We start from the raw sequence: 23386 nt of genomic DNA, 5'->3' as shown, positions 1-23386 counted from the left end.
AATGGGATACAATCAAATCATACCGTTAGTCTTGATGTTCGTGGTCATTTATCTGTTCATGATATTGCCGCAACAAAGACGAATGAAAAAGGAAAAAGCTTTTGAAAGCACGCTGAAAGTGGGTGACAAGGTCATCACCAAAGGCGGAATGCACGGACGCGTTTCAGAATTGAACGACAAAACGGTCGTAATCGAGACGATGGCCGGAAAAATCAAGTACGAGCGTTCGGCAATCTCAATGGAAATGAGCGCCGCTTTGAATGCGCCTGTCGTAGAGAAAAAGTAATTTTTTTCCGAGATATTACAAAAAGCTGTCGTTAATTCGGGCGGCTTTTTTTTTTGGAAAATTTGTAATTGAATAGGAAAATTTGCGCTGGCTTCTTTTCAAAAGCTTTCTTGATCGATCCGCTTACGGTCGACAGAACTACTTTTTGTATTTGTCGTTGAGCCCGATAGCTGATTTGATCATTGGCGCAATTTTCTCCAAACGCGCATCTTTTGTCTTTTCCTGTTTTGCCGTATCGACATACTCAAGATATTCCCGTTGCTTTCCTGGCTTGAGTTTTTCAAATGCCGACTGAAGTTCGAAATCGCTGTCCAAAGCGTTTTGAAAGTATTCGGAAATCACGGTCTGCTTTTTCTCGGGTTTTATCGACAAACCCGCTTTCTCATTCGCGATCGCTTCCTCGATATAGGCAAATATCAGCTTTTCATCGCATTCGATTTCGGCTTTGGAATCAAATCGCCACTGACGCAAACCTTTGGTCACGCCTTCGTTCGCGTTCACGAGTTTTTTATCTTTGTCCTTTAGGAAAACGCCATTCCAAAACCAAAGCGCAACATAGTTCTTGAAGCCGCCAATCCCAATCACATTCTTAATGCCTATAGTAAAAACCGGTCCGCCCCACTTGGTCATTTCCACGAGTTCGGTTTTGGCGATAATGGCTTTGAGCGCATTCATTTCTTCAGGCCACTGACCCGATTTGTCCCACGGATTTTTCTTTTCTGACGTTGACACTAGCGTTATTTTCGGGCAAGTTATAAAATCATGGAAATTGAAAAGGCACCGTTTGTTGCGATGCCTTATACTAAAAAACATTACTTTTTCTTCTTGCCTTTTTTGTCCTTTTTGTGTTTTGGTTTTGCCGAAAAATCAGTCGTCGCGGTAAGTTCGGCGATTCGAATGATCGTATCGACGGCTTTCTGCATGCTTTCCACCGGAACGTATTCGTATTTTCCGTGGAAGTTGTGTCCGCCGGCGAAAATATTCGGGCAAGGCAATCCCATATAAGACAAGCGGCTTCCGTCAGTTCCACCGCGGATTGGTTTGATAAGCGGCTTGATACCCAAATCCTTCATAGCGCGTTCGGCCAGATCTACAATGTGCATCACAGGCTCGACCTTTTCGCGCATGTTGTAATATTGATCAGTGATTTCAGCGACGGCTATGTCTTCACCAAATTGCTTGGCGAACTTCTTGTTGATTTGCCCGACGACCTTTTCCACGTGCTTTTTGCGTTTTTGGAACTTGGCCATATCGTGGTCTCGGATAATCAGTTCGACCACACTTTCCTCTATGCTTCCCGAAAGTCCTACAACGTGAAAAAACCCTTCGTATCCTTTGGTTTCCTGAGGAATTTCGCCTTTCGGAAGTTCATTGATGAACGCATTTGCAATCAGCATGGAGTTTATCATCTTGCCTTTCGCATAACCCGGATGCACACTTTTTCCCTTGAAGGTAACTTTCGCTCCGGCGGCGTTGAAGTTCTCATACTCGAGTTCCCCGATCTGGCTTCCATCCATCGTGTAAGCCCATTGCGCCCCGAATTTTTCCACGTCGAAATGATCCGCACCGCGCCCGATTTCCTCGTCAGGAGTAAAACAAACCCGAATTTTGCCGTGCTTGATCTCGGGATTTTTGATCAGGTATTCCATTGCTGTGACGATCTCGGTAAGCCCGGCTTTGTCGTCGGCTCCGAGCAATGTCGTTCCATCGGTCGTGATCAAAGTCTGTCCTTTGTATTGCAATAGATCCTTGAAATAACCTGGCGAAAGCACTATGTTCCGTTCCTTGTTAAGTACTATGTCTTTTCCGTCGTAATTCTCCACAATTTGTGGTTTGACGTTCGCTCCCGTGAAATCAGGCGAAGTGTCGTAATGCGAAACGAATCCTATGGTTGGAACTTCGTGTCTAATATTGCTTTCCAAAGTTCCCATCACATAACCATTTTGGTCTTGCGTCACTTCAGTCATCCCGATTTGCTCGAGTTCTTTGGCCAAAAGGCTTGCGAGAACCAACTGTTTTGGCGTGCTTGGCGTTGTATTCGACTTGGCGTCGCTCTCGGTATCGATCGTCACATAACTGACGAAACGGTCGATGATATTTTGCATGGTATAAAATTTTAACAAAGGTAGGCATTACGCCCATTTTTCGGTGTTAACTTTCACTGGTTTTAGTAGCTGATTCCCGCTGTCTGCTGCAAGTCCTCACGCCCTCGCCAAATTTTTATGGCCTTGGCAAGAGCTTCCGTTGGTCGCTTTGCCAAAACCTAAAAATAAAGGCGCAGTCGCTGCGGGCTTTCCACTGCCATCGGGGCTAGGAATCCTGTCTTCGGAACAATCCCGGATAGTCCATCACCAATCCGATTTCATCCACGAGAATCACGGCCTCGAAATCTTCGGGAATCGTCTCGAACCTGAATTCACGTTCAGACAGTTTCGTGTAACGTTGGCGTTTACGCTCGAACGAACCAGTCGTCAAATCGATGTAAATCACATCAATCTCCCAAACTTTTTGCTGCGTAAAATCCAACCTGCGAACAGGGAGCAAATTCGTAAAAGGCGTCGGCAAAATGTCGATATCAAAACAACCGCTCAGTCTTGGCGCGTCTTTGCCATCGATTTCCCAATTGCCTTTACCATCGGACTTTCCAGCCAGCACAAAACGCGATCCGCCCAAAGTAGATGTGATTTCAAAAGCGGTCACATTCCAGTCCACGTCTGTAGCAATGGAATAAACAGCGTTCCCGAAAACGCGATTCTGAAAATTCGACATTTCAATTTCCGAATCCACGCGATAGCCATATTCGAACTTGCGAACCCAACACCGTTCGACAGTACCGAAATACGCGCTATGCCAAATTACCTTTTTGTCCAACATCGTTATCTTCAAAATTCAGATCACATTCCGGACTTTCTCACAAATCCCGATAACGCGACACAACCTTGTATGCAACACTAAATTTTTTGCATTTCAAATCCGACCGCAACTTAAACAACCTTTTCGTACGAAGCCGTTTTTAAACGTTTACTGTCGATTATAAACGTTTGTAAGCGTTTACTGTCGGATAATTTCTTGGATATCTTTAGCCTGTGCCTTTATTCACGGCGGTTTTCACTCACAAATTGATTTTGGGAACTAGTCTGGATTATCAGAAAAGATTGGCTTTGCCTTTGAGTTTTATGTCTTGGGAAGACGATCCGACGAGGATTCCAAAAACACCGGCATCGTATCCGAATGCCTTTTTATCTGTTTTGTAATACGAAAAAGCGTCGGCATCCAATTTTATCGTGATCGTCCTGCTCTCGCCTTTTTTGAGAAAAGTCTTGCAGAAGCCTTTGAGTTCTTTCAACGGACGCTCGACAGGCGATTTTTCCTGGGAAACGTATACTTGAGCCACTTCCGCACCATCGAACTTTCCGGCATTCCTTATCTTGAAAGTTACCAAAACCAAGCCTTTCGAGCTCTCATCGATCTTGAGATCCGAATACTCAAACGTCGTGTATGAAAGCCCGAACCCGAACGGAAACTGCGGTTTCGTCTGGCTTTTGTCATAAAAACGATAGCCTAAATCCAAACCTTCTTTGTAGGAAACCCTCTTGTCTTTGTCAGCGTCGTAATAATTGTCGTGTGTCGGGTTGTCCTTCCACTCTTTTTCGAAACTCGCCGGCAATTTACCACTCGGATTCACCTTCCCGAACAAGATTTCGGCCGCCGCCGTTCCGCCCTCCTGACCCGGAAACCAAGCGTGTAGCAAGCCTTTCACTTTCGGCAACCAATCTTGCATAAAGACATTTCCGCCTGCGTTCAAAACCACAACCGTATTTGGATTCGCAGCCGAAACCGCCTTGATCAAATCAGCCTGATAGGCCGGCAACTCAAAAGTCCTGTCGAAACCTTCGCTTTCCCCGCTCGAATCGAATCCTATGGAAACGATCGCGATTTCACAAGCTTTCGCGGCTTTCACGGCATCTTCAAAACCGACATTTTCCTGATAGGCGGCAAAGACAATCGTCGCATCGCCGCCATTTTCATAATAGTCGAGTTTGATATCGTATTCTTTCCCGGCTTCCAGATTCAATTCCTTGACTTTGAGCAAAGCCGCGTGGTCGCCCCATTCGTTGAGGATTTCCTTGCCGTCGACCCACAATCGGAAGCCGTCGTCGCCTTTTACTCCAAACTTGTATAATCCTGATTTCGCCGGACGCACGACTCCGGTAAAACGAATCGAGAAATTGTCCGCCGGAACGCTCGCCACTTCTGGCTTGTCGGTCCATTTGTGGTTTATGTTTTTGTCCACTACAGTCGCAATCGGCTTCCCCTCAAAATTCTTGTTCGCGAAGTATTCTGCTTTCAATCCTTTTTCCGAAGCGCCTTTCGCAACAAAAAACGGCGAATTTTCCACATAAGTTTCCAACACCGGGATCGCGTTTTTGACCACCGTTATTTTTGCCGACGGAGCCACATTCCTGATCCCATCGACCAAAGAAACCGAACGGAAAGACGCCGTGTAAGAACTTCCACCTCCGGCAGCATTGGAATCGGCGTTAGGCCCGATTATCGCAATGGTTTTCACCGATTTCTGCAACGGAAGTACACCGTCGTTCTTGAGCAAGACCATTCCGCCGCGAGCGACTTCCAGAGCCACTTTCTCATTCTCTTTATTCGGTTTCAATTCCTTGGCCATCTCGTACGGTTGGTCGTAAAATCCGAATTTAAAAATGATCCTGAGAATCCGCATCACCTTATCGTTAATCACATTTTCGGATAATTCTCCTTTCTTGATTGCGGGCAAAAGCGTATCCCTGTTCATGAATTTTCCAGACGGCATTTCCAGATCGAGTCCGCCTTTTGCCGCTGCAACGCCGTCGTATGTCGCAACCCAGTCCGACATCAAAATCCCGTCAAACTTCCACTCGCCTTTGAGAATGTCGTTGTTCAGATGCGAATTTTGTGTCGCGTGCTCGCCATTTATAAGATTGTAACTGTTCATGACAGCTCCGACTTTTGCGTCTTGAACTGCCATTTTGAATGCGGGAAGATAGATTTCCCGAAGCGTGCGTTCGTCCACGTCGGAACTCACATTGTTGCGATCCCATTCCTGATTGTTCGCCGCGAAGTGCTTGACAGTCGCCACGACACCTTGACCCTGCACACCTTTTATATAGTGTACGGCCATTTTTCCGGCCAAAAACGGATCTTCTCCCAAATATTCGAAGTTGCGTCCGTTCATGGGAGCGCGGTAGATGTTGACTCCGGGTGCGAGCAAAATGTGCACGCCGCGTTCCCTTGCGTCTTTTCCGATCGCGTCCCCGTAAGCGAACGCAAGTTCCGTGTCCCAAGTGGCAGCAGCCAGGATCGACGCCGGATAAGCCGTGGTTTTTCCGTAATTGCGGGCTCCGACAGGTCCGTCGGTCATCTTGATTTCGGGAAGATTGAGGCGCGAAATGCCTCGGATGTAAAAATCCTTGTAGCCGCCGATGTAGTCGATTTTCTCCTCGAGTGTCATTTTTTTGAGCAGACTCGCGGCTCTTTCGTCGGCAGTCGCTTTGATGTCTTTGTAAGTCTGGGCTTGGAGTGAAGCCGTAAGTGCCAAAATGGCGATGGTCAATCTCATGTGTTGGAAATGTTGTGTTTTAAAGGTAGAAAATAAAACACGGTTTCCAAATCACCATTGTTGGTTCGCCCAGCCCGCAATTTCATTTTGGGCCGATACCGCATCCGATTTACGGAAATTGAACGCCATTTTATCCGAAGAAACCTCGATGTTTTCCCTGGAAATGTAAAGTCCGTCTTTGTCCGACTTGATCGCGATTGCCGTCACAGGTTCGCCCCTTGGCAGATTTGCGAAGGTTACCGCACTTGCCGAAGTGGTTCGCGCCAGAACCGATTTGCTGTTTCTGAAGACCAGAAAAATGGTGGTCAACTCATTATTCCCGATGTCAAATGCGAGATCGGACTTATCGCCGGGCAAATTCAGGAAACGGTCGCAATTGATCCAACCAAGTTGTGGTGTCCTGAAAAATCTTGTGACTTTGGAAATTTCTTTTTGCGCGATTGCCTGTTTACGCGCTTTCCCTTTCTCAATTTCAGTTTTGGCCATCGAGTACTTCATCGCCTTTTGTCCTATTCTATCGGCCGGATTCAAGGTTACCGGCATGACATTCGTGATTTCGTGGTTCGGTAAATACCCGGAAAGCAGCACCTTTTGCCCAATCAGCTGTTGTTCGATATGTCCGTCGATCGTTGGTGTGATGCTTTGGATCGTTTTGGCTTCGAGAATCGTTCCGTCGGGCTTCATCCTAATTCGGTAAAGACCTTGCTTTTCTTCGGAGAGATCGAACTTGAATTTCAATCGTATATCTTGCATAGAAAAGCTTGTGACGCGACTGACATTCGGCACGACATACTCGCTCATAGCAGGCTTTTCCCAATCGATGCCTTCTTTTTCTTCTTTGCCCAGGAAAAGTTCCATGTCGCTTTTTACCGCCGATGCGAATGCGATTTCCATTTCCTTTCCTTCACCCAATTTAAGTTTCTTGCCTTCGGATTCGGCTTCGATAAATAACATTCCGCCTGTTTCCAACATCCGATTTCCGCTCGTGGTCGACAATCCGGCTTTCAAAATGTCTTCCAGACGATAAAACTCCCTGACTTTGAGCGTGATTTTCCCCGAAACCGCATTTTGTGAAGTCGCGAAAACGAAACTGTCGCCTGCGATATTGAGTTTCGTGCCTTCGGGCAAAGTGATGATGGTGTCCTTTTTCGGATCGATCACAATGGAAACCGATGGTTTTGCGAAACGTCGTGTCGTCCATTTTTCGACTTTTGGATCTGATTTTACTTCGGAATTCGATTTTCCGGAAACACTGTCAAACATCGAATTTGCGTTTTCCGCTTCGGATGAAATCGGTTTTAAACTATCGCGATCCGACCCAACCTTGACTGAAGATTCTCTTTTGTCACACGAAAAAAGTAGCAGCGCAACTGCCGAAAGTGTAAGATTTCTGATCATGCTCGTGGTTTTTAACATAACGTCAAATACGATGGTATTGTTACGACTCAATTTTTCCAGCTTTGTTTTTCCGACGCAATGTCATTCTGCAACAACGAATTGATGTTTGCCGACGCACTTTTGAGAACGTAAACCGAAGTTCCTTTTTCCCTCGCAAATGCATTCTCGATTTCCCCAGTTTCGTAAACCGATTCGAAAAAACCGAAATAGCGGCTTATGAACCGATTTTCCTCGGAATTCTCGCGCACCAAAACCACATTTCGTATCGGCTGGCGCAAATCGAACCAATTCACGTAATCGGCGTTCATCGTCACGGCGTTGATTGCGCGATTTTTACTGTAGAAATTTACCGCTCCGGCCTGACCGTAATTGTCGCAAAGCACGATCGTCCTTTCGTTCGCCGGAAGTTGCGCCAGTGCCGAATCGACCTTTGCTGCGAGTTCCTTCCAACCCAACATATCGGCAAAATCCTGAGGCAGATCGTGGTCTTTTCCGTCTTCCCAACGCGCCAGGTGCAAATCGGGATTGTCGGCCACGCGGTCTTTCATGATCGATGGCTCGCTCACAGGAAACGCTATCGGGTAAATCGCGACCAAAAATCCGACGGGAAGCGCCAGAGAAATACCTCTCAGAATCAGTCCGGATTTTCCTGTGAGACGTCGCTCCAAGACGACAGATCCGAACGCGAGGAAAATCGGATACAACGAAATCGCGTAATAACCTTTTGCGTGAAGCAGCACGAAAATGACCAGCGTCGAGATCAGGCTCCATACAAAAATGCGATACGGACGCAGCGATTTCGACACCAAAAGTCCCACTATCGCCGCGATCATTACGTGGATTTCACCTATAAAATACAAGAGTTGCTCTTTCAAAAAGTCGGCTGTCGATACGTTGTCCAATTGGGTTTCCTTGAGCAGTTTCATGTGATGGATGACGGGAAATCCGTTCAGAATCTGCCAGATCAAATTTGGAAGGACAATCGCGAAACCGACCAATGCAGCGAACCAAAAATGGCTGTTCAAAAGCAATTTCCGATGCATCGAAAAAGCAAATGGCACGAAAAATCCAATCGCCAAAAATGCGATGTTGTACTTATTAAGGAAGCCAAATCCCAGCGAGACAAACGCGAAATAAATCCAACGAATTTGCCCGGACTGGAAATACCGTATAAAGGCAAAACATGAAAATGTCCACGCCAGAACCTCGAAAGAATTGGGTTGGAACAACATATTGATGCGAAGCAAGGCCGAAAAAAGCACCGAAAATGCACCAAGAATCAATGCAAACCAACTTCCGCCAAGCGATTCTATCGTTTTCCACACGACTGTCAGAGTCAAGGCTCCGAAAAGACATGGGAAAAATCGCACCCAAAATTCCGAATTCCCAAAAACCTGGATCACGACAGCAAAAACCGAAGTCAAAGGCGGCACCGACAAATAGCCAAAATCAAGGTGGTTGGCCTGATCCAAGTGCAGGAATTCGTCGCGATGCAGCTCGTAAACCGGATTGACCAATTTGAAATTGAGCGCGAATTTGACGAGTATAAAAAAAAGCAGCAGTAAGTTCCGTTTCATCGCTATGGGTTAGGAAACGGTTAAAGTTAGTGAAATGTATGTCGGAGGTAAGCTCGATTGCTTTAATTTTAGTCGAAAAGTTGCGACATGGAAACGCCAAAAATCCCGCTGGACGGCGGAATGCCTTACACCGAAACGAATCTGGAAAACCTATTTCCAGAACCGCTGAACGCCATCACGTCACTGTTTTTTCTTGCGCTCGCCATTTTCTGGCTTTGGAAACTCAAAGGCACCTATCGCGAACATCTCTACCTGACATTTTCCGTTTTGCTGCTCACGATCGGAGCCGTTGGCGGCAGCATCTATCACGGTTTGCGCCAATGGGGATTCTTCATCATGATGGACTGGCTACCTATAATGTTACTGTGCGTTTTTACCGGAGTTTACTTCGTGGCCAAGCTCACGCGTTGGTACATAGGCGCGCTTTTGATCGTGGGTTACGGCTTTTTCCAGTATTTCATCAGGCAACAGCTTCAGGGTGACGGCGATGCTATTCAATTCTACATCAACCTCAACTATGCCGTTCTGGGACTTTTGGTGCTTTTCCCCGTATTGGCTTTCCTTTTCAAAAACCATTTCCGCAATGGCCGATGGGTTGGATTCGCCTGGATTTCGTTCGTGTTCGCGCTTGCTTTCCGGGTTATCGACAAATACGGCTGGATTTCGATCGGGACGCATTTCCTGTGGCACACTTTCGGCGCAATTGCCGCTTATTGCATGTTGGAATTTGTCTATCAGGTCAACAAAACACAACCTGATTTGATCCCTGAGCGGACGTAAACGGCAATGAAATCCATCGTCTCCTAACTATTTTTCCCTCCGAAAAAAATTGCTCGGTTGCCTCTCACTTTGTCGTAAACCCTTTTGACTGCTGGGATAATTGCGCGTTTGTCCGAACCCTGTCACCCGATTTATCCGACAGTAAACGTTTGTAAACGCTTATAAACGACAGTAAACGTTTAAAAACGGCTTCATCCATTTCGACTTGCTATGTTTGCAAGGTTCGAAGTGACGGATGTTTTGCACAACGTTTACGGAAACGGTGATTTTGGTTCCTGTTCGGGATGGATTGAAGTTTGGGTTTTCGGGTTGCTGTCCGTTTGTTATCACTGATAGACCAATTAAGATGATTGGAAAGCTAAGTTTGTTTTAGAGTCGCGGCAAAAAATTAAACCATTAAGATAATTAAGATAATTAAGGTCATTAAGGTTTTTCCGATGCTTTTCGAAGACAACAACTTTGATCCGTGGAATTCGACAGCATCGTCTAACGCGCGCGATCTGCGTAAGTTCGTGTATTCGTGGCAAAAAATTGAACAATTAAGATAATTAAGGTCGTTAAGGTTTTTCCGATGCTTTTCGAAGGAACCAACTTCGATCCGTGGAATTCGACACCAGATCGTCTAATTCGTGCGATCCGTGTAAGTTCGTAGAGTCGTGGCAAAAAATTGAACAATTAAGATAATTAAGGTCGTTAAGGTTTTTCCGATGCTTTTCGAAGAAGCCAACTTCAATCCGTGGAATTCGACAGCATCGTCTAACGCGCGCGATCTGCGTAAGTTCGTGTATTCGTGGCAAAAAATTGAACAATTAAGATAATTAAGGTCGTTAAGGTTTTTCCGATGTTTTTAGAAGAAGCCAACTTCAATCCGTGGAATTCGACAGCATCATCTAACGCGCGCGATCTGCGTAAGTACGTGTATTCGTGGCAAAAAATTGAACAATTAAGATAATTATGGTAGTTAAGGTTTTTCCGATGCTTTTCGAAGAAACCAACTTCAATCCGTGGAATTCGACAGCATCGTCTAACGCGCGCGATCTGCGTAAGTACGTGTATTCGTGGCAAAAAATTGAACAATTAAGATAATTAAGGTAGTTAAGGTTTTTCCGATGCTTTTCGAAGAAACCAACTTCGATCCGTGGAATTCGACAGCATCGTCTAACGCGCGCGATCTGCGTAAATTCGTGTATTCGTGGCAAAAAATTGAACAATTAAGATAATTAAGGTCGTTAAGGTTTTTCCGATGCTTTTCGAAAAAACCAACTTCGATCCGTGGAATTCGACAGCATCGTCTAACGCGCGCGATCTGCGTAAGTTCGTGTATTCATGGCAAAAAATCGAACAATTAAGATAATTAAGGTCATTAAGGTTTTTCCGATGCTTTTCGAAGAAACCAACTTCGATCCGTGGAATTCGACAGCATCGTCTAACGCGCGCGATCTGCGTAAGTTCGTGTATTCGTGGCAAAAAATTGAACAATTAAGGTCGTTAAGGTTTTTCCGATGCTTTTCGAAGCCGACAACTTTGATCCGTGGAACTCGACAACAAATCGCCTATTCGTGCGATCCGCGTAAATTCGTGTATTCGTGGCAAAAAATTAAACCATTAAAATAATTAAGGTCGTTAAAGTTTTTCCGATGCTTTTCGAAGACAACAACTTTGATCCGTGGAATTCGACAGCAAATCGTTTAACTCGTGATCCGCGTAAATTCGTGTATTCGTGGCAAAAAATTGAACAATTAAGATAATTAAGGTCGTTAAGGTTTTTCCGATGCTTTTCTAAGAAACCAACTTCGATCCGTGGAAATCGACAGCAAATCGTTTAATTCGTGCGATCCGCGTAAATTCGCGTATTCGTGGCAAAAAAAATGCACAAGGAAAATTAAGGCTGTCCCAATGTTTTTCGAAGCGTGCGACCTCGATCTGTGCAAATACGTGCATCCGTGGCAGAAATTTGAGCATTGATAAAATTCAGATTGTCCCGACGCTTTTTTAAGCAGTCGATTTTCGATCGTGCGAAAGCAAACCATGAATTCCAGGATTCGTGGTAAAAAAATCAGCAACACCAATATTTGTTATCGGTGGAAAGAATTCAAACCGACGTGATTACCGGTCCAAAAGGAAACAAAAGTTGTATTTTTCGCGAATCTCCGCTATTCCAAAAGAATGAGAAACGCAATTTTAGTTCTGTTGCTACTGTTATCCCCAATTTTTGTCAAGGCGCAAACTGTCTATAAGACACCGTCGGGCAAGAAGTATCACACTTCGAACTGCCATACGGTAAAGAATACGTCCGAGGCATTGTCTGTAGAAGATGCTTCGGCAATTGGATTGACGCCTTGCAAAATTTGCAAACCGAGCCAGATTCAGGGTGTCGTTAAAAAGGCATCAACCTCTGGCGAAAAACCCGGAACGATGCAATGCTTGGGCACGACCAAAAAAGGAAAGCGCTGCAAGCATATGACTAGTATCGGAAACGGATATTGTTTTCAGCACCAACCGGATTGAACGTTGCGTTTTATCGCGTGCAGTCTATTATTGGAAAAATGTTTATCCGAACGGAGAATCAAATTTCAAAAACGACAAAGCTCCTGAACAGGAACAAGTTCATCGCTAACGTCACTTTAGAGAATGCCTGGCATCAACAAAAAACTCCCGCAATGCAGGAGTCGTATTTTATCGTTTTGAGTATTCTTCCATTTCGAGGTCGCTGTCAAACGGGCTTTTCGTAAACGGATAAATCGCTTGTTTCACATAGCCTTTCGGAAAATTGGCTTCCAGTAATCCGGTGTCTTCCGGCCATTCGTTTTTGGGAAGGTAATACGTACCGAAAATCATGTCGATGAAAGGAAAAATCGTCGCGAAATTTTTCCCATAGTGATTCGGATTCTTGCAATGATGCCAGTGATGATATTGTGGCGTGGCAAATACATACTTGAGGAAACCGAAGTTGATTCGCGTATTGGAATGGATCAAAACGGCATGAATGGCCATAAAGACAATGTAGACGTTAAAGGTCAGTGTTGAAAAACCAAAGACATAAAGCGGCACGAACGCCATGGAACGCGTCACGAAAATATCAATGAAATGCGTTCTCGATCCGGCTAGCCAGTCCATATTTTCAGTGGAGTGGTGAATCGAGTGAAAACGCCACAAAAAGTGATGCGTGTGAAAAAAACGATGCGTCCAGTATTGGGCCAGATCGGTGATGAAAAATGCAAACAGCAACTCGATGGCAAACGGCAGGCTTTGCGTCCATTCGTGCAAACCCGACAATCCCATCCAACCGAACAGCAATTTGGCAGGCTGTTGCGTGATTATACCAAAGAACTGAACCAACAAATGGCTCACGCAAAAATAAACCAGGTCGGTACGCCATTCCTCGTGAAAGGTGCGTTGGCCTTTGCGCTTCGGGAAAACCATTTCAATCGGAATAAAAATAACAGCCATGAGCAACAAATCCAGCAAAAGCCAGTCAAGTCCCAAATGCCAGCGCGTATTGCTTACCGGCCGCGGATCGACGTCGAATCCTCCGACAACAATCGTAGCGGTGATGAACAACAGCCCGATCAAAGGCCATTTTTTGTTCCTGCTGAGCATAAAACTCAGAATCGCAAACAACATCGCGGCGATGATAGAGGCCGTCAAGAGTATTTTCATCGACGCTCCGGTATACACCGCACGAAATTCGGGTGTCGTAAGCCACTCGGGATATTTGAAACAAATCACGCCTAAAAGCGCCATTATACCTAGGAAAACAGATACGTATCCGCTGATCAATCCCTGGCCAAACTTCAGATTTTCTTTTACTTCCATCATCAAACTTTTTCGTGCGCTAATATATATAAAGACGCATTGGCGATATTATGATTCCCTAAATTTAATTGCTCGGCCAAGATAATTACCTTTGCAGCCACAAAATAAAGCCATGCGTATCGACATCATTACGGTTCTGCCGGACTTGCTGAAAAGTCCTTTTGAAGGTTCAATCATGAAACGCGCCATCGAAAAAGGTCTCGTGGAAGTGCATTTCCACAACCTGCGCGATTATACCAAGCAAAAGCAAAAAAGCGTGGACGACTACCAGTTTGGCGGAGGAGCGGGAATGGTTATGACGATTCAACCCATAGACGATTGCATCTCTCACCTTAGGTCTGAACGCGAATATGACGAAGTGATCTACATGACGCCTGACGGAGAAACCCTGAACCAGCAAATGGCCAACCGCATGTCGTCTTACGAAAACATCATCATCCTTTGCGGACATTACAAAGGTGTCGACCAGCGCGTGCGGGATCAGTTCATCACCAAGGAAATCTCGATCGGGGATTATGTCCTGAGCGGAGGCGAACTTGGTGCTCTGGTTCTTTCGGATGCATTGATAAGGTTGATTCCAGGCGTTTTGTCCGACGAAACATCGGCCTTGACCGACAGTTTCCAGGACAATTTGCTTGCGCCGCCTGTTTACACACGTCCGTCCGAGTATAAAGGTTGGAAAGTGCCAGATGTACTATTGAGCGGGAATTTCGCCAAAATCGAAAAATGGCGCGAGGACATGGCTTACGAGCACACCAAGACAAGGCGTCCGGATTTGCTGGAGAACGAGTAACAATTTTTCGTTGTTTCCAAACCCGTGACCTCAGGGTTATAAACCCTGAACCTTGATCCAGAATTGTTTTCATCGGAAATGTAAAAAACATAGAATGCCCAAAATACTGCTTCTCGAAGACGATCCGGTGCTTTCAAAAGAAGTCGCCGGTTTTCTCACGAGCCAGAATATGGTTTGCGAGGCGGTATTCGATGGTGAACTTTTTTTCCGTCAACTCAAGAACGACAAGTACGATTTGTTCGTTCTCGACATAAACGTTCCGAAAATGAACGGACTCGATGTTTGCGCCAAGGTTCGGGAAACCGACAAAGCCACGCCAATCCTGATGCTTACGGCTTATGGCGACGTATCGGATAAAAGAGACGCCTTCCAGTCGGGCGCCGACGATTACCTTGTGAAACCATTCCATCCCGAGGAATTGCTCATGCGGATCCAATCTTTGCTCAGGCGAAGCAACGTTCCACAACAATCGGACGAGATCATTTCGATAAGCGATCTCGAAATCAACACGACCAGCTCAAAAGTGGTAAGAGGCGGAAACGAAATCCCGCTTACGCAGAAAGAATACCAGTTGTTATTGCTTTTGGCACGCGCGAAAGGCCGTGTGTTGTCGAAAACCGCGATTTCCGAACAACTTTGGGACACGCATTTCGACACGAACCTGAACACGATCGAGGTCTACATCAATTATATCCGCAAGAAGATCGATAGGAATTTCGAAGAAAAATTGATCCACACAAGACCGGGATTCGGATATTATCTGTCGAACGAATGACGCTCAAACGCAAAATAGCCATCAACATCAGCATCGCCTTCTCGATTTTGTACGGGCTTTCCGCTGTGTTGCTTTATATTTCGTCGGCGAGTTTCCGAAAGGACGAATTCCGAAATCGCCTCGAAGACAAGGCTTTCACTACGACGCGGCTTTTGTTCGAGATCCGCCAGATCGACAGGCAAATGCTGAAACTGATCGACCAGAATACGATCAACAAACTTTACAACGAGAAGACTTTGGTGTTCGACGCCAGTTACAAACTCATCTACAGCAGTATCGACGATGCGACGATCGCCTGGAATCTCAACGATCTCAAGCGACTCAAGACCGAGAAAAAGATTTTCCGATCGGTTGCCGAAAAAGATCTCGTGGGCGTTTTTTACGATTTCAAAGGCACGAACGACTACTACGTCTTGATTGCGGCCGAGGACAAATACGGCCACCAACAACTCGATTATTTGTTGCAGATTTTGTTGGTCTCCTTTTTTCTGGGAACGGCGATCGTGTGGTTTTCGACTTACGCGTTCATACGGAAACAGCTCAAACCGCTTGACGATTTCCAGAACGACATCACGAATATCACGGCCAATCAACTTCATTCGACCTTGGAAGTGTCAAGTGAAAATGACGAAATCGCCGTGTTGACGCGGACTTTCAACGAAATGTTGCAACGCATCGACAATTCGTTCAACGCCCAAAAGGAATTCACCTCTAATGCTTCGCACGAACTTCGCACGCCCGTTTCGCGACTGACGTTGCAGCTCGATTCACTTTTGCGCCAGGAAAACCATTCGGAGGAAACGCAGAATTACTTGCAGAACATGAAAGCCGATCTGGGTCAGATCGCCGATTTGATCCACTCGCTTTTGCTGCTCGCGCGCATGAACGAACAATCGCCGTCCGAATTCGGGTTGGAGCGCATCGACGAGATCATTTTCGACGCTTTTTCGAAAACACAGTCGGTTTATCCTGATTTTCATCTGAATTTCGCTATTTCGGGCGAGCAGGATCCAGATTTGGAGATTCGCGGCATCAAGTCGCTTCTTGAGATCGTATTCCTGAACCTGTTCCGAAACGCTTATCTGTATTCCGATGACAAGAAGGTTAACGTGAGGATTTCCCAATCGGCCAAAGGGCTCGTGGCCGAAATCTCGAATTCCGGACAACCGATTTCACAGGACATCATCCCCAAAATCTTCGAACCTTTCGTTCGCGGGGAAAATTCGGCGGCAACTCAAGGTTCGGGACTCGGACTGCGCATTGCCAAAAGGATTCTTGACTATCACAATGTGTCGGTTTCCTATTTCGAATTTGGCGGGATCCACACTTTCACACTGCTTTTTACCACTTCGAATTAAGGTATTTTTAAGGTCGGACTAAAGGTCGATTTAAGGTCGGCTCAACATCTTTGCCGTCAATATGACAAAGATGAGAACGATCACCTTAACCCTGATTTCCGTTTTGGCGGCTTCGGCGTTCGCGCAAAAAAATGCGATGACGCTCGAGGATTGCGAACAGGCGCTCCAGAAAAACAACCTGATGCTGCTCGCCCGACAGTATGACATCGCGTCCGCCCAAGCCGAAATCATCCAAGCCAAAATTTGGGAACATCCTTACATTTCGGCAGACTGGAATGCGTACAATCCGGAGACCGACACTTTCTTCGACGTCGGAAAACAAAAAACCATCGCGATCGACCAACTGATTTACCTTGGCGGAAAAAAGAAAAACGAGGTAAGACTCGCGCGGAAAAAAGCCGAAATCGCAGCCTTGGAATTCGAGGAATTGCTTTTCAACCTCAGGTTCGAACTGCGCAAAAGCTTCTACGCGATTTATTTCGACGCCAAAAAACTGGCACTTCTCGACAACCAGATTTCCCAGATCGAACAGCTCGTATCGGCCTACGAAAGCCAGGCCGAAAAAGGAAATGTCGCGCTCAAGGAAGTCGTGCGTCTGCAATCGCTTTTGCTCGACATCAGGCACGAACGCATCGAGATTTTCAAAAACGCGTCCGAAGAAAGACGCAATCTCGCCTTGCTTACGGGAATCGACACGCCCGTCGAACCTTTGGCCGAATCGAAAAACCTGATCGGAAAATTCGCCAAACTACTTGAGAAACCAGACGATCTGTTGCTCATCGGAAAAGAGAAAAATCCGGAGTACAAAATTGCTTTGCTGGAAATCGAGGCGCGCCAGGTCGACATCAAATTCCAGAAATCACTTGCCATTCCCGACGTTACAGTCGGCGCCGGATACGACCAGTTTTCGGGTGCTTTCCGAAACGAGACCAATATGCGGGTCGGGATTCCGCTTCCGCTTTGGAACAAAAACAAAGGGAACATCAAAGTGTCCGAAGCCGAACTGGCCAAGTCGAAGACCGACGGCGAACGCAAACTCTTCGAACTCAAGGCTGACCTTGAATCGGCTTATGCGATCTGGGACGAGAACCGCAAGCAGATTCTGGCCATCAAGGAATCGGTTTACGACAATCTCGAATCGGTCAACAAAGGCATACTCAGCAATTTCCAAAAGCGCAACATTTCGCTGAACGAATTCACCGACTTCATGGAAAGCTACAACCTGAGCGTGCTCAACCTGAACGAAAGCTACAAACAACTCATTTTGTCGGGCGAAACCCTGAATCATCTTGTGAACGATACCTTATTCCAACCATGAAAAAAATCATCTTACTTTTCGCGACATCGGCTGTGCTTTTCGGCTGTAAAAAAAGCGAGACGCCAGAAATGCGCCAGACTTTCGCACTCAGCGACGCTATGCTGAAAACGACACAAACCGAATCGGCAACCGTAAAACCGCTGCGGAACGAAGACACTTTTTACGGAAAAATCCAGGCCGACAACAACAAGACGATAGAAGTTTATCCGATTGTTGGCGGAAGCGTCTCGAAAGTCTATGTCGAATTGGGCGATTACGTCAAAAAAGGCCAGCTTTTGGCAACGATCAGAAGTACCGAAGTGGCCAATTTCCAGAAAGAACTCGACGACGCGAACAACGACGTGATCGTGGCGCGCAACAATTACAAGGTCGCACAGGAAATGTATGAGGGAAAACTCACGTCTGACCGCGAAGTCATCCAGGCCAAAAGCGAGTACGAGAAATCGAAGTCGCAGCTGCAACGCGTCAAGGAAACTTACAGCATCTACAACATAAAATCGGGTGCGGTTTACGAGGTTCGCTCGCCTTTGAACGGCTTTATCATCCAGAAAAACATCAACCAGGACATGCTTTTGAGAGATGACCGAAGCGACAACATCTTCGACATAGCCGAAATCAACGAAGTCTGGGCGATCGCCAACGTGACCGAAGGCGACATCAACCGCGTGCACGAAGGCGAATCGGCACAAGTCACGACGTTGAGTTATCCCGACAAGGTTTTCGACGGCAAAGTCGACAAGATCTTCAACATCATCGATCCCGACACCAAAGCGATGAAGGTCGTGATCAAATTGACGAACCCTGATTTTGGCCTCAAACCCGAAATGCGAGCCAGCATCAAATTGTTCTACGAGGAAAAAAACAAGCAGATGATCGCCGTTCCGTCCAAGTCGATAATTTTCGACAAGAGCAAGAATTTCGTGATGGTTTTCAAGGATCGGAACAACATAGAAACGCGCCAGGTCGAGGTTTTTCGACAAGTCGGTGACATCACTTACATCTCGTCCGGACTTTCGGAGAACGAAAAAGTCATGACACAGAACCAACTTTTGGTGTACGACGCCCTAAACGACTAAACCATGAACAAATTCATAAAAAGCATCATCGCCTTTTCGCTCAAGAACAAGGCCTTCACCTTCTTTTGGGTCGGAATCGTGGCCGTTGCCGGATATCTTTCGTTCCGCGAAATGCCCATCGAGGCTTTTCCCGACGTGACCAACACCCAAATCGTGATCGTGACGCAATGGAAAGGCCGAAGTGCCGAGGAAATCGAGCGTTTCGTGACAACTCCGGTAGAGATCGCCATGAGTGGCGTGCAGAAAAAAACGAGTGTGCGCAGTATTTCGATGTTCGGACTTTCGGTCATCAAGATCATTTTCGACGACGATGTCGAGGATTTCTTCGCGCGACAACAAGTCAACAACCAACTTGCGACGGTTGCGCTTCCGGACGATGTCGATCCTGAAGTGCAACCGCCTTACGGACCGACGGGCGAGGTTTTCCGATACGTGCTCAAAGGCAAAAACCGGGACGTCCAAAACCTTTTGACGCTGCAAAATTGGGTCATCGACAGACAGTTGCGCGCCGTTCCGGGAGTTGCCGATATCGCATCTTTTGGCGGACAGGAAAAGACCTACGAGATTTCGGTCGACCCGAATCGCCTTACCAAATATGACATCACGCCTTTGGAAGTCTTTGAGGCCGTGAACAAATCGAACCTCAACGTGGGCGGCGACGTGATCGAGAAAAACGGACAGGCTTATGTCGTGAGAGGTGTCGGATTACTGCAATCCCGCGTCGATATCGGAAACATCATCGTCAAGGAAGCGGGCGGAAATCCCGTGCTGGTAAAGAATGTCGCCGATGTTTCCGACAGTTCTTATCCTAGAGTCGGTCAAGCCGGATTGAACGAAAGGGACGATGTCGTCGAGGGAATCGTCATCATGAGAAAAGGCGAGAATCCGCAGGAAGTCCTGGGTCGTGTCAAGGCCAAAATCTCCGAAATAAACGAGCGCGTGCTTCCGTCTGACGTAAAAATCGAAACGTTTTACGACCGCGACAACTTGATGAATTTCACGACGGAAACCGTAATGCACAACTTGCTCGAGGGAATTTTGCTGGTCACGGTGATCGTTTTCCTGTTCATGGCAGATTGGCGCACGACTTTGACCGTTGCCATCGTGATCCCGTTGTCGCTTTTGTTCGCCTTTTTCTGTCTTCGGATGAAAGGCATGGGCGCGAATCTGCTTTCGCTCGGAGCGGTCGATTTCGGGATCATCATCGACGGAGCCGTTGTCATGGTCGAGGGAATTTTCGTGACCTTGGATCACGTCGCCCACAAAAAAGGCATGGACAAATTCAACAAACTGGCCAAGGCGAGCATCATCAAAAAGACCGGAACCGAGATGGGAAAAGCGATCTTTTTCTCGAAACTCATCATCATCACGGCCTTGCTCCCGATTTTCGCCTTCCAGAAAGTCGAAGGAAAAATGTTCTCGCCTCTCGCCTACACGCTTGGTTTTGCGTTGCTCGGAGCTTTGATCTTTACGCTGACGTTGGTTCCCGTTTTGGCACACATGCTATTGAACAAGAACGTCCGCGAAAAAAACAACAGATTTGTCAACTTCTGGAACAGAATTGTCGAGAAAGGATTTGCGTGGACGTATCGAAACAAACGACTGAGCGTCGGGATTTCATTGGTTTTCATGGCGTTGACTTTCGGATCGGCGAAATTCCTCGGAACCGAATTTTTGCCACAACTCAACGAGGGCGCGCTTTGGGTCACGGCCGAACTTCCGATGAGTTATTCCCAACCCGAAAGTGCCAAGGTCGCCAACGAACTGCGCAAGGAACTCATGGAATTCCCCGAAGTCGTGAAAGTGCTTTCCCAGGAAGGCCGATCGAACGATGGAACCGATCCGAACGGATTCAATTTCGTGCAATTCCAGGTCGATCTGAAACCCGTGAAAGAACTCGGCGGAAAATCCGTGGATGACATCATCTCGGAAATGGACGCCAAACTCAAGAACCATCAGGGAATTACGTACAATTATTCCCAACCGATCATCGATAACGTGGCCGAAGCCGCCGCCGGAATCAAAGCCGCGAACGCCGTCAAGATTTATGGGGAAGATCTCGAAAAGCTCGACGATATGGCCACGAAGGTGATCGCGGCGATCGAGAATGTCGAAGGGATCGAAGACGTCGGAATCATCAGGAACATCGGCCAACCCGAAGTCAGCGTGATTCTTGACCGCGAGAAAATGGCGGCTTACGGCGTGACTTTGTCGGACGCCCAGGCCGTTCTGGAAATGGCTTTTGGTGGAAAGACCGCGACACAAAAGTACGAAGGCGAGCGCAAATTCGATGTTCGGGTGCGCTATGCGGGTGAGTTCCGAAAGGATGAAGCCGATATGGGAAAATTGCAGGTTCCGACGTTGGAAGGCGCAAAAATCCCGCTCAAGGAAATCGCGACGATCCGCAAGATTACCGGCCCGGCCTTTATTTACCGCGACGACACCAAGCGCTTCATAGGCGTGAAATTCTCGGTACGCGGACGCGATTTGGGAAGCACGATCGCCGAAGCCCAACAAAAAGTCAAGAAAGTCGAGGTTCCGACGGGTTACAACATTGGCTGGACGGGCGAATTCGAGAACCAGGTGCGCGCCACCGGACGTTTGGGACAAGTGGTTCCGATCAGTCTTATCGGGATTTTCGTGTTGTTGTTCGTGCTTTTCGGAAACATCAAAGATTCGCTTTTGGTCCTGGCCAACGTGCCTTTCGCAATAATCGGCGGCATCATCGCCTTGCATTGCACCGGAATGAACTTTGGGATTTCGGCCGGCGTCGGGTTTATTGCGTTGCTTGGGATTTGCATCCAGAACGGCGTGATCCTGATCTCGGAATTCCATAAGAATCTCAAGGAAAAAATGACGCTGGACGACTCTATAATTGAAGCCGTGAAAGTCAGGACGCGACCGGTCGTGATGACGGCTTTGATGGCCTCGATCGGGTTGTTGCCGGCGGCGATCTCGACGGGAATCGGTTCGGAATCGCAAAAACCGCTTGCCATCGTAATCATTGGCGGACTTGTCACCGCAACTGTCTTGACGCTTTTGGTCTTCCCGATCATATTCTGGTTTTTCAACAAAAAGAAAACCGAATCGCTATAAAACAAATGGTCAACGACAGACGAAATCCACGCGTTGTCCTCATGTGAGCGAGAATAACTGCCGACGGAAAAGTCTGTCGTTTCCCGTTTTACCTTGTGCCTTTTGAAACCCAAACGCATTCCTATCCCGAATCGCGCTTTGGAAACCACGGCCTAGCCCCGATGCAAGCGGTTAGCCTTTTGAAAAAAACGCCCTAGTTTTGCACCCGCGCCAAAGCGACCAGCGGAAGCTCTTGGCGCGGGCTTGCAAAACAGGGCGTTTTTGAGAAAGCTAAAAGCGGGTCAGCGGGATTTGCTTCTTGGTCAATCATTAATTATCACTTCCATCTTTTTCAAATTATTACTTGCCAATTATCAATTTTTAATTACTTTTGCGCCCACATTGACCCAACCTCTGACGAGATCCGTGCATGTTGCGTTGATATTCAAACTTTTAAAATTTAAATCATGGCAGATTTAATGAAATTCGTTCAAGACGAATTTGTAGCTAAAAAAGAGTTTCCTGAATTCGGAGCCGGTGACACGATCACGGTTTACTACGAAATCAAGGAAGGTGAGAAAACGCGTACGCAGTTTTTCAAAGGTGTTGTAATCCAACGCAGAGGTTCAGGTAACACTGAAACTTTCACGATTCGTAAAATGTCAGGAGCTGTAGGTGTAGAGCGTATCTTCCCTGTGAATCTTCCTGCATTGCAGAAAGTCGAAATCAACAAGAAAGGTCACGTTCGTCGTGCCCGTATCTTCTACTTCCGCGAACTTACCGGTAAGAAAGCGAAGATCAAAGAAGAAAAGAGACAACGCGCTTAATTCTTGTTTGGAATATAGAAATGGCCTCGGATTTTTTCCGGGGCTTTTTTTTGGAATCAATTCGCCCGGACTTTTGGACTCGCTCATTTTGGATCACGAAACCGGAACCGCGACTTTCACCCGCCCGCCCTACTAATTTCGGTCTTTCTGGCTATGGTTGATTACAGAAAATCTGTAAAAATCTTAAATCTTGTTTCGGGCGTTGCGCCGGTCCAAACCCGGGTTCCAGATCAAATCCTTGCCGGCGCCGGGCTATCCGCTGTATCTTTTGCTACAGCTTTTGCACTTCCACGAACTTTCAGACTGGCAAAAGGATGCCGCTTTTATCCCTAACGCAGCCGAGCGAAAAACCAAATCCGTCCGCGAATCAAAAAAACAGCTCGCAACAAAACCCATCAAACCTACAAGGTTGAAAAAAACCTTGCAGGTTAGCCACCGACGGAAACTCTCTACTTTCAACATCAAGATAGATTCGCGACCCGAGCAACGCGAATCTCAGCAAAGATTCGTGTATTCGTGGCCAAAAACTATAAAATATCAGGACACGACCCGAGCAACGCGAACTGGCCAAAAGCAATCTGTGGCAAAAACAAGAGCGACACGAAATGAAATTTTATCGCTACAAATGATTAAACCGCGAATTCGCGAATTCAAAATCCGGCCGCTGAATAAATTTGCGAATTAGCGGTTGTCTCT

Annotated in this window: 17 protein-coding genes; 10 read left to right on the top strand and 7 right to left on the bottom strand. The window is 46.7% G+C overall.

The window, feature by feature from the left end:
- Nucleotide 1 precedes the first annotated feature (1 nt).
- Nucleotides 2-286, top strand: coding sequence for a preprotein translocase subunit YajC (gene yajC, locus EOO49_RS17425; RefSeq protein WP_290848045.1), 285 nt, complete (start codon nt 2-4; stop codon nt 284-286).
- A gap of 138 nt (nt 287-424) precedes the next feature.
- Here yajC and EOO49_RS17420 read toward each other — a convergent pair whose 3' ends face one another.
- The 6 genes from EOO49_RS17420 to EOO49_RS17395 form a co-directional block, all read right to left on the bottom strand.
- Nucleotides 425-1018, bottom strand: coding sequence for a YdeI family protein (locus EOO49_RS17420; protein ID WP_290848043.1), 594 nt, complete (start codon nt 1016-1018; stop codon nt 425-427).
- 80 nt (nt 1019-1098) lie between these two features.
- Nucleotides 1099-2391, bottom strand: coding sequence for a peptidase T (gene pepT / locus EOO49_RS17415; RefSeq protein WP_290848041.1), 1293 nt, complete (start codon nt 2389-2391; stop codon nt 1099-1101).
- A gap of 205 nt (nt 2392-2596) precedes the next feature.
- Nucleotides 2597-3160 carry a putative glycolipid-binding domain-containing protein gene (locus tag EOO49_RS17410; protein ID WP_290848080.1) on the bottom strand — a complete coding sequence of 188 codons (564 nt, stop codon included), beginning with the start codon at nt 3158-3160 and terminating at the stop codon, nt 2597-2599.
- Nucleotides 3161-3431: 271 nt separating this feature from the next.
- A complete protein-coding gene (locus EOO49_RS17405) occupies nt 3432-5897 on the bottom strand; it encodes a glycoside hydrolase family 3 C-terminal domain-containing protein (protein WP_290848039.1) in 2466 nt (821 codons plus the stop codon).
- Nucleotides 5898-5948: 51 nt separating this feature from the next.
- Complete coding sequence (locus EOO49_RS17400) at nt 5949-7295, bottom strand: hypothetical protein (RefSeq protein ID WP_290848037.1); 1347 nt, start codon at nt 7293-7295, stop codon at nt 5949-5951.
- A 47-nt stretch (nt 7296-7342) separates the two neighbouring features.
- Nucleotides 7343-8872, bottom strand: coding sequence for a glycosyltransferase family 39 protein (locus tag EOO49_RS17395; protein ID WP_290848035.1), 1530 nt, complete (start codon nt 8870-8872; stop codon nt 7343-7345).
- A gap of 87 nt (nt 8873-8959) precedes the next feature.
- Between EOO49_RS17395 and EOO49_RS17390 the strand changes: the two genes are divergently transcribed.
- Nucleotides 8960-9652, top strand: a complete 693-nt coding sequence (locus EOO49_RS17390) for a hypothetical protein (RefSeq protein WP_290848033.1) — start codon at nt 8960-8962, stop codon at nt 9650-9652.
- A 2166-nt stretch (nt 9653-11818) separates the two neighbouring features.
- A complete protein-coding gene (locus tag EOO49_RS19325) occupies nt 11819-12160 on the top strand; it encodes a DUF5763 domain-containing protein (protein WP_366927246.1) in 342 nt (113 codons plus the stop codon).
- A 168-nt stretch (nt 12161-12328) separates the two neighbouring features.
- Here EOO49_RS19325 and EOO49_RS17385 read toward each other — a convergent pair whose 3' ends face one another.
- Entirely contained in the window at nt 12329-13471 is a 1143-nt protein-coding gene (locus tag EOO49_RS17385) for a sterol desaturase family protein (protein ID WP_290848031.1), read from the bottom strand.
- A 109-nt stretch (nt 13472-13580) separates the two neighbouring features.
- Here EOO49_RS17385 and trmD point away from each other — a divergent pair, with 109 nt between their 5' ends.
- The 7 genes from trmD to rplS all read left to right on the top strand — a co-directional run bounded on the left by trmD (nt 13581) and on the right by rplS (nt 22690).
- A complete protein-coding gene (gene trmD / locus EOO49_RS17380) occupies nt 13581-14261 on the top strand; it encodes a tRNA (guanosine(37)-N1)-methyltransferase TrmD (RefSeq protein WP_290848029.1) in 681 nt (226 codons plus the stop codon).
- A 94-nt stretch (nt 14262-14355) separates the two neighbouring features.
- The gene (locus EOO49_RS17375) at nt 14356-15036 is read left to right on the top strand and encodes a response regulator transcription factor (protein WP_290848028.1); all 681 of its coding nucleotides are present in this window, start codon (nt 14356-14358) and stop codon (nt 15034-15036) included.
- Nucleotides 15033-16394, top strand: coding sequence for a HAMP domain-containing sensor histidine kinase (locus tag EOO49_RS17370; RefSeq protein WP_290848026.1), 1362 nt, complete (start codon nt 15033-15035; stop codon nt 16392-16394). Before EOO49_RS17375 ends, EOO49_RS17370 begins: the two co-directional genes overlap by 4 nt.
- Before the next feature lie 70 nt (nt 16395-16464).
- The gene (locus tag EOO49_RS17365) at nt 16465-17712 is read left to right on the top strand and encodes a TolC family protein (RefSeq protein WP_290848024.1); all 1248 of its coding nucleotides are present in this window, start codon (nt 16465-16467) and stop codon (nt 17710-17712) included.
- A complete protein-coding gene (locus EOO49_RS17360; protein WP_290848023.1) occupies nt 17709-18788 on the top strand; it encodes an efflux RND transporter periplasmic adaptor subunit in 1080 nt (359 codons plus the stop codon). Before EOO49_RS17365 ends, EOO49_RS17360 begins: the two co-directional genes overlap by 4 nt.
- Before the next feature lie 3 nt (nt 18789-18791).
- Nucleotides 18792-21884: a CusA/CzcA family heavy metal efflux RND transporter gene (locus tag EOO49_RS17355; RefSeq protein WP_290848021.1), complete on the top strand. Its 3093-nt coding sequence runs from the start codon at nt 18792-18794 to the stop codon at nt 21882-21884.
- A gap of 446 nt (nt 21885-22330) precedes the next feature.
- On the top strand, nt 22331-22690 hold the full coding sequence (rplS, locus tag EOO49_RS17350) for a 50S ribosomal protein L19 (RefSeq protein WP_290848019.1): 360 nt from the start codon (nt 22331-22333) through the stop codon (nt 22688-22690).
- The last annotated feature ends 696 nt before the right edge of the window (nt 22691-23386 follow it).

The sequence above is a fragment of the Flavobacterium sp. genome (assembly GCF_004295795.1).
Classification (GTDB): domain Bacteria; phylum Bacteroidota; class Bacteroidia; order Flavobacteriales; family Flavobacteriaceae; genus Flavobacterium.
The sequence above is the reverse complement of the archived record's forward strand: the minus strand, read 5'-3'. Positions and strand labels throughout refer to the sequence as shown.

Excerpts from the sequence above, each read along its gene's own strand:
- yajC (WP_290848045.1), top strand. The coding sequence starts at position 2 with ATGGGATACAATCAAATCATACCGTTAGTCTTGATGTTCGTGGTCATT.
- pepT (WP_290848041.1), bottom strand. The coding sequence starts at position 2,391 with ATGCAAAATATCATCGACCGTTTCGTCAGTTATGTGACGATCGATACC.
- EOO49_RS17410 (WP_290848080.1), bottom strand. The coding sequence starts at position 3,160 with ATGTTGGACAAAAAGGTAATTTGGCATAGCGCGTATTTCGGTACTGTC.
- EOO49_RS17405 (WP_290848039.1), bottom strand. The coding sequence starts at position 5,897 with ATGAGATTGACCATCGCCATTTTGGCACTTACGGCTTCACTCCAAGCC.
- EOO49_RS17400 (WP_290848037.1), bottom strand. The coding sequence starts at position 7,295 with ATGATCAGAAATCTTACACTTTCGGCAGTTGCGCTGCTACTTTTTTCG.
- EOO49_RS17395 (WP_290848035.1), bottom strand. The coding sequence starts at position 8,872 with ATGAAACGGAACTTACTGCTGCTTTTTTTTATACTCGTCAAATTCGCG.
- EOO49_RS17390 (WP_290848033.1), top strand. The coding sequence starts at position 8,960 with ATGGAAACGCCAAAAATCCCGCTGGACGGCGGAATGCCTTACACCGAA.
- EOO49_RS19325 (WP_366927246.1), top strand. The coding sequence starts at position 11,819 with ATGAGAAACGCAATTTTAGTTCTGTTGCTACTGTTATCCCCAATTTTT.
- EOO49_RS17385 (WP_290848031.1), bottom strand. The coding sequence starts at position 13,471 with ATGATGGAAGTAAAAGAAAATCTGAAGTTTGGCCAGGGATTGATCAGC.
- trmD (WP_290848029.1), top strand. The coding sequence starts at position 13,581 with ATGCGTATCGACATCATTACGGTTCTGCCGGACTTGCTGAAAAGTCCT.
- EOO49_RS17375 (WP_290848028.1), top strand. The coding sequence starts at position 14,356 with ATGCCCAAAATACTGCTTCTCGAAGACGATCCGGTGCTTTCAAAAGAA.
- EOO49_RS17370 (WP_290848026.1), top strand. The coding sequence starts at position 15,033 with ATGACGCTCAAACGCAAAATAGCCATCAACATCAGCATCGCCTTCTCG.
- EOO49_RS17365 (WP_290848024.1), top strand. The coding sequence starts at position 16,465 with ATGAGAACGATCACCTTAACCCTGATTTCCGTTTTGGCGGCTTCGGCG.
- EOO49_RS17360 (WP_290848023.1), top strand. The coding sequence starts at position 17,709 with ATGAAAAAAATCATCTTACTTTTCGCGACATCGGCTGTGCTTTTCGGC.
- EOO49_RS17355 (WP_290848021.1), top strand. The coding sequence starts at position 18,792 with ATGAACAAATTCATAAAAAGCATCATCGCCTTTTCGCTCAAGAACAAG.
- rplS (WP_290848019.1), top strand. The coding sequence starts at position 22,331 with ATGGCAGATTTAATGAAATTCGTTCAAGACGAATTTGTAGCTAAAAAA.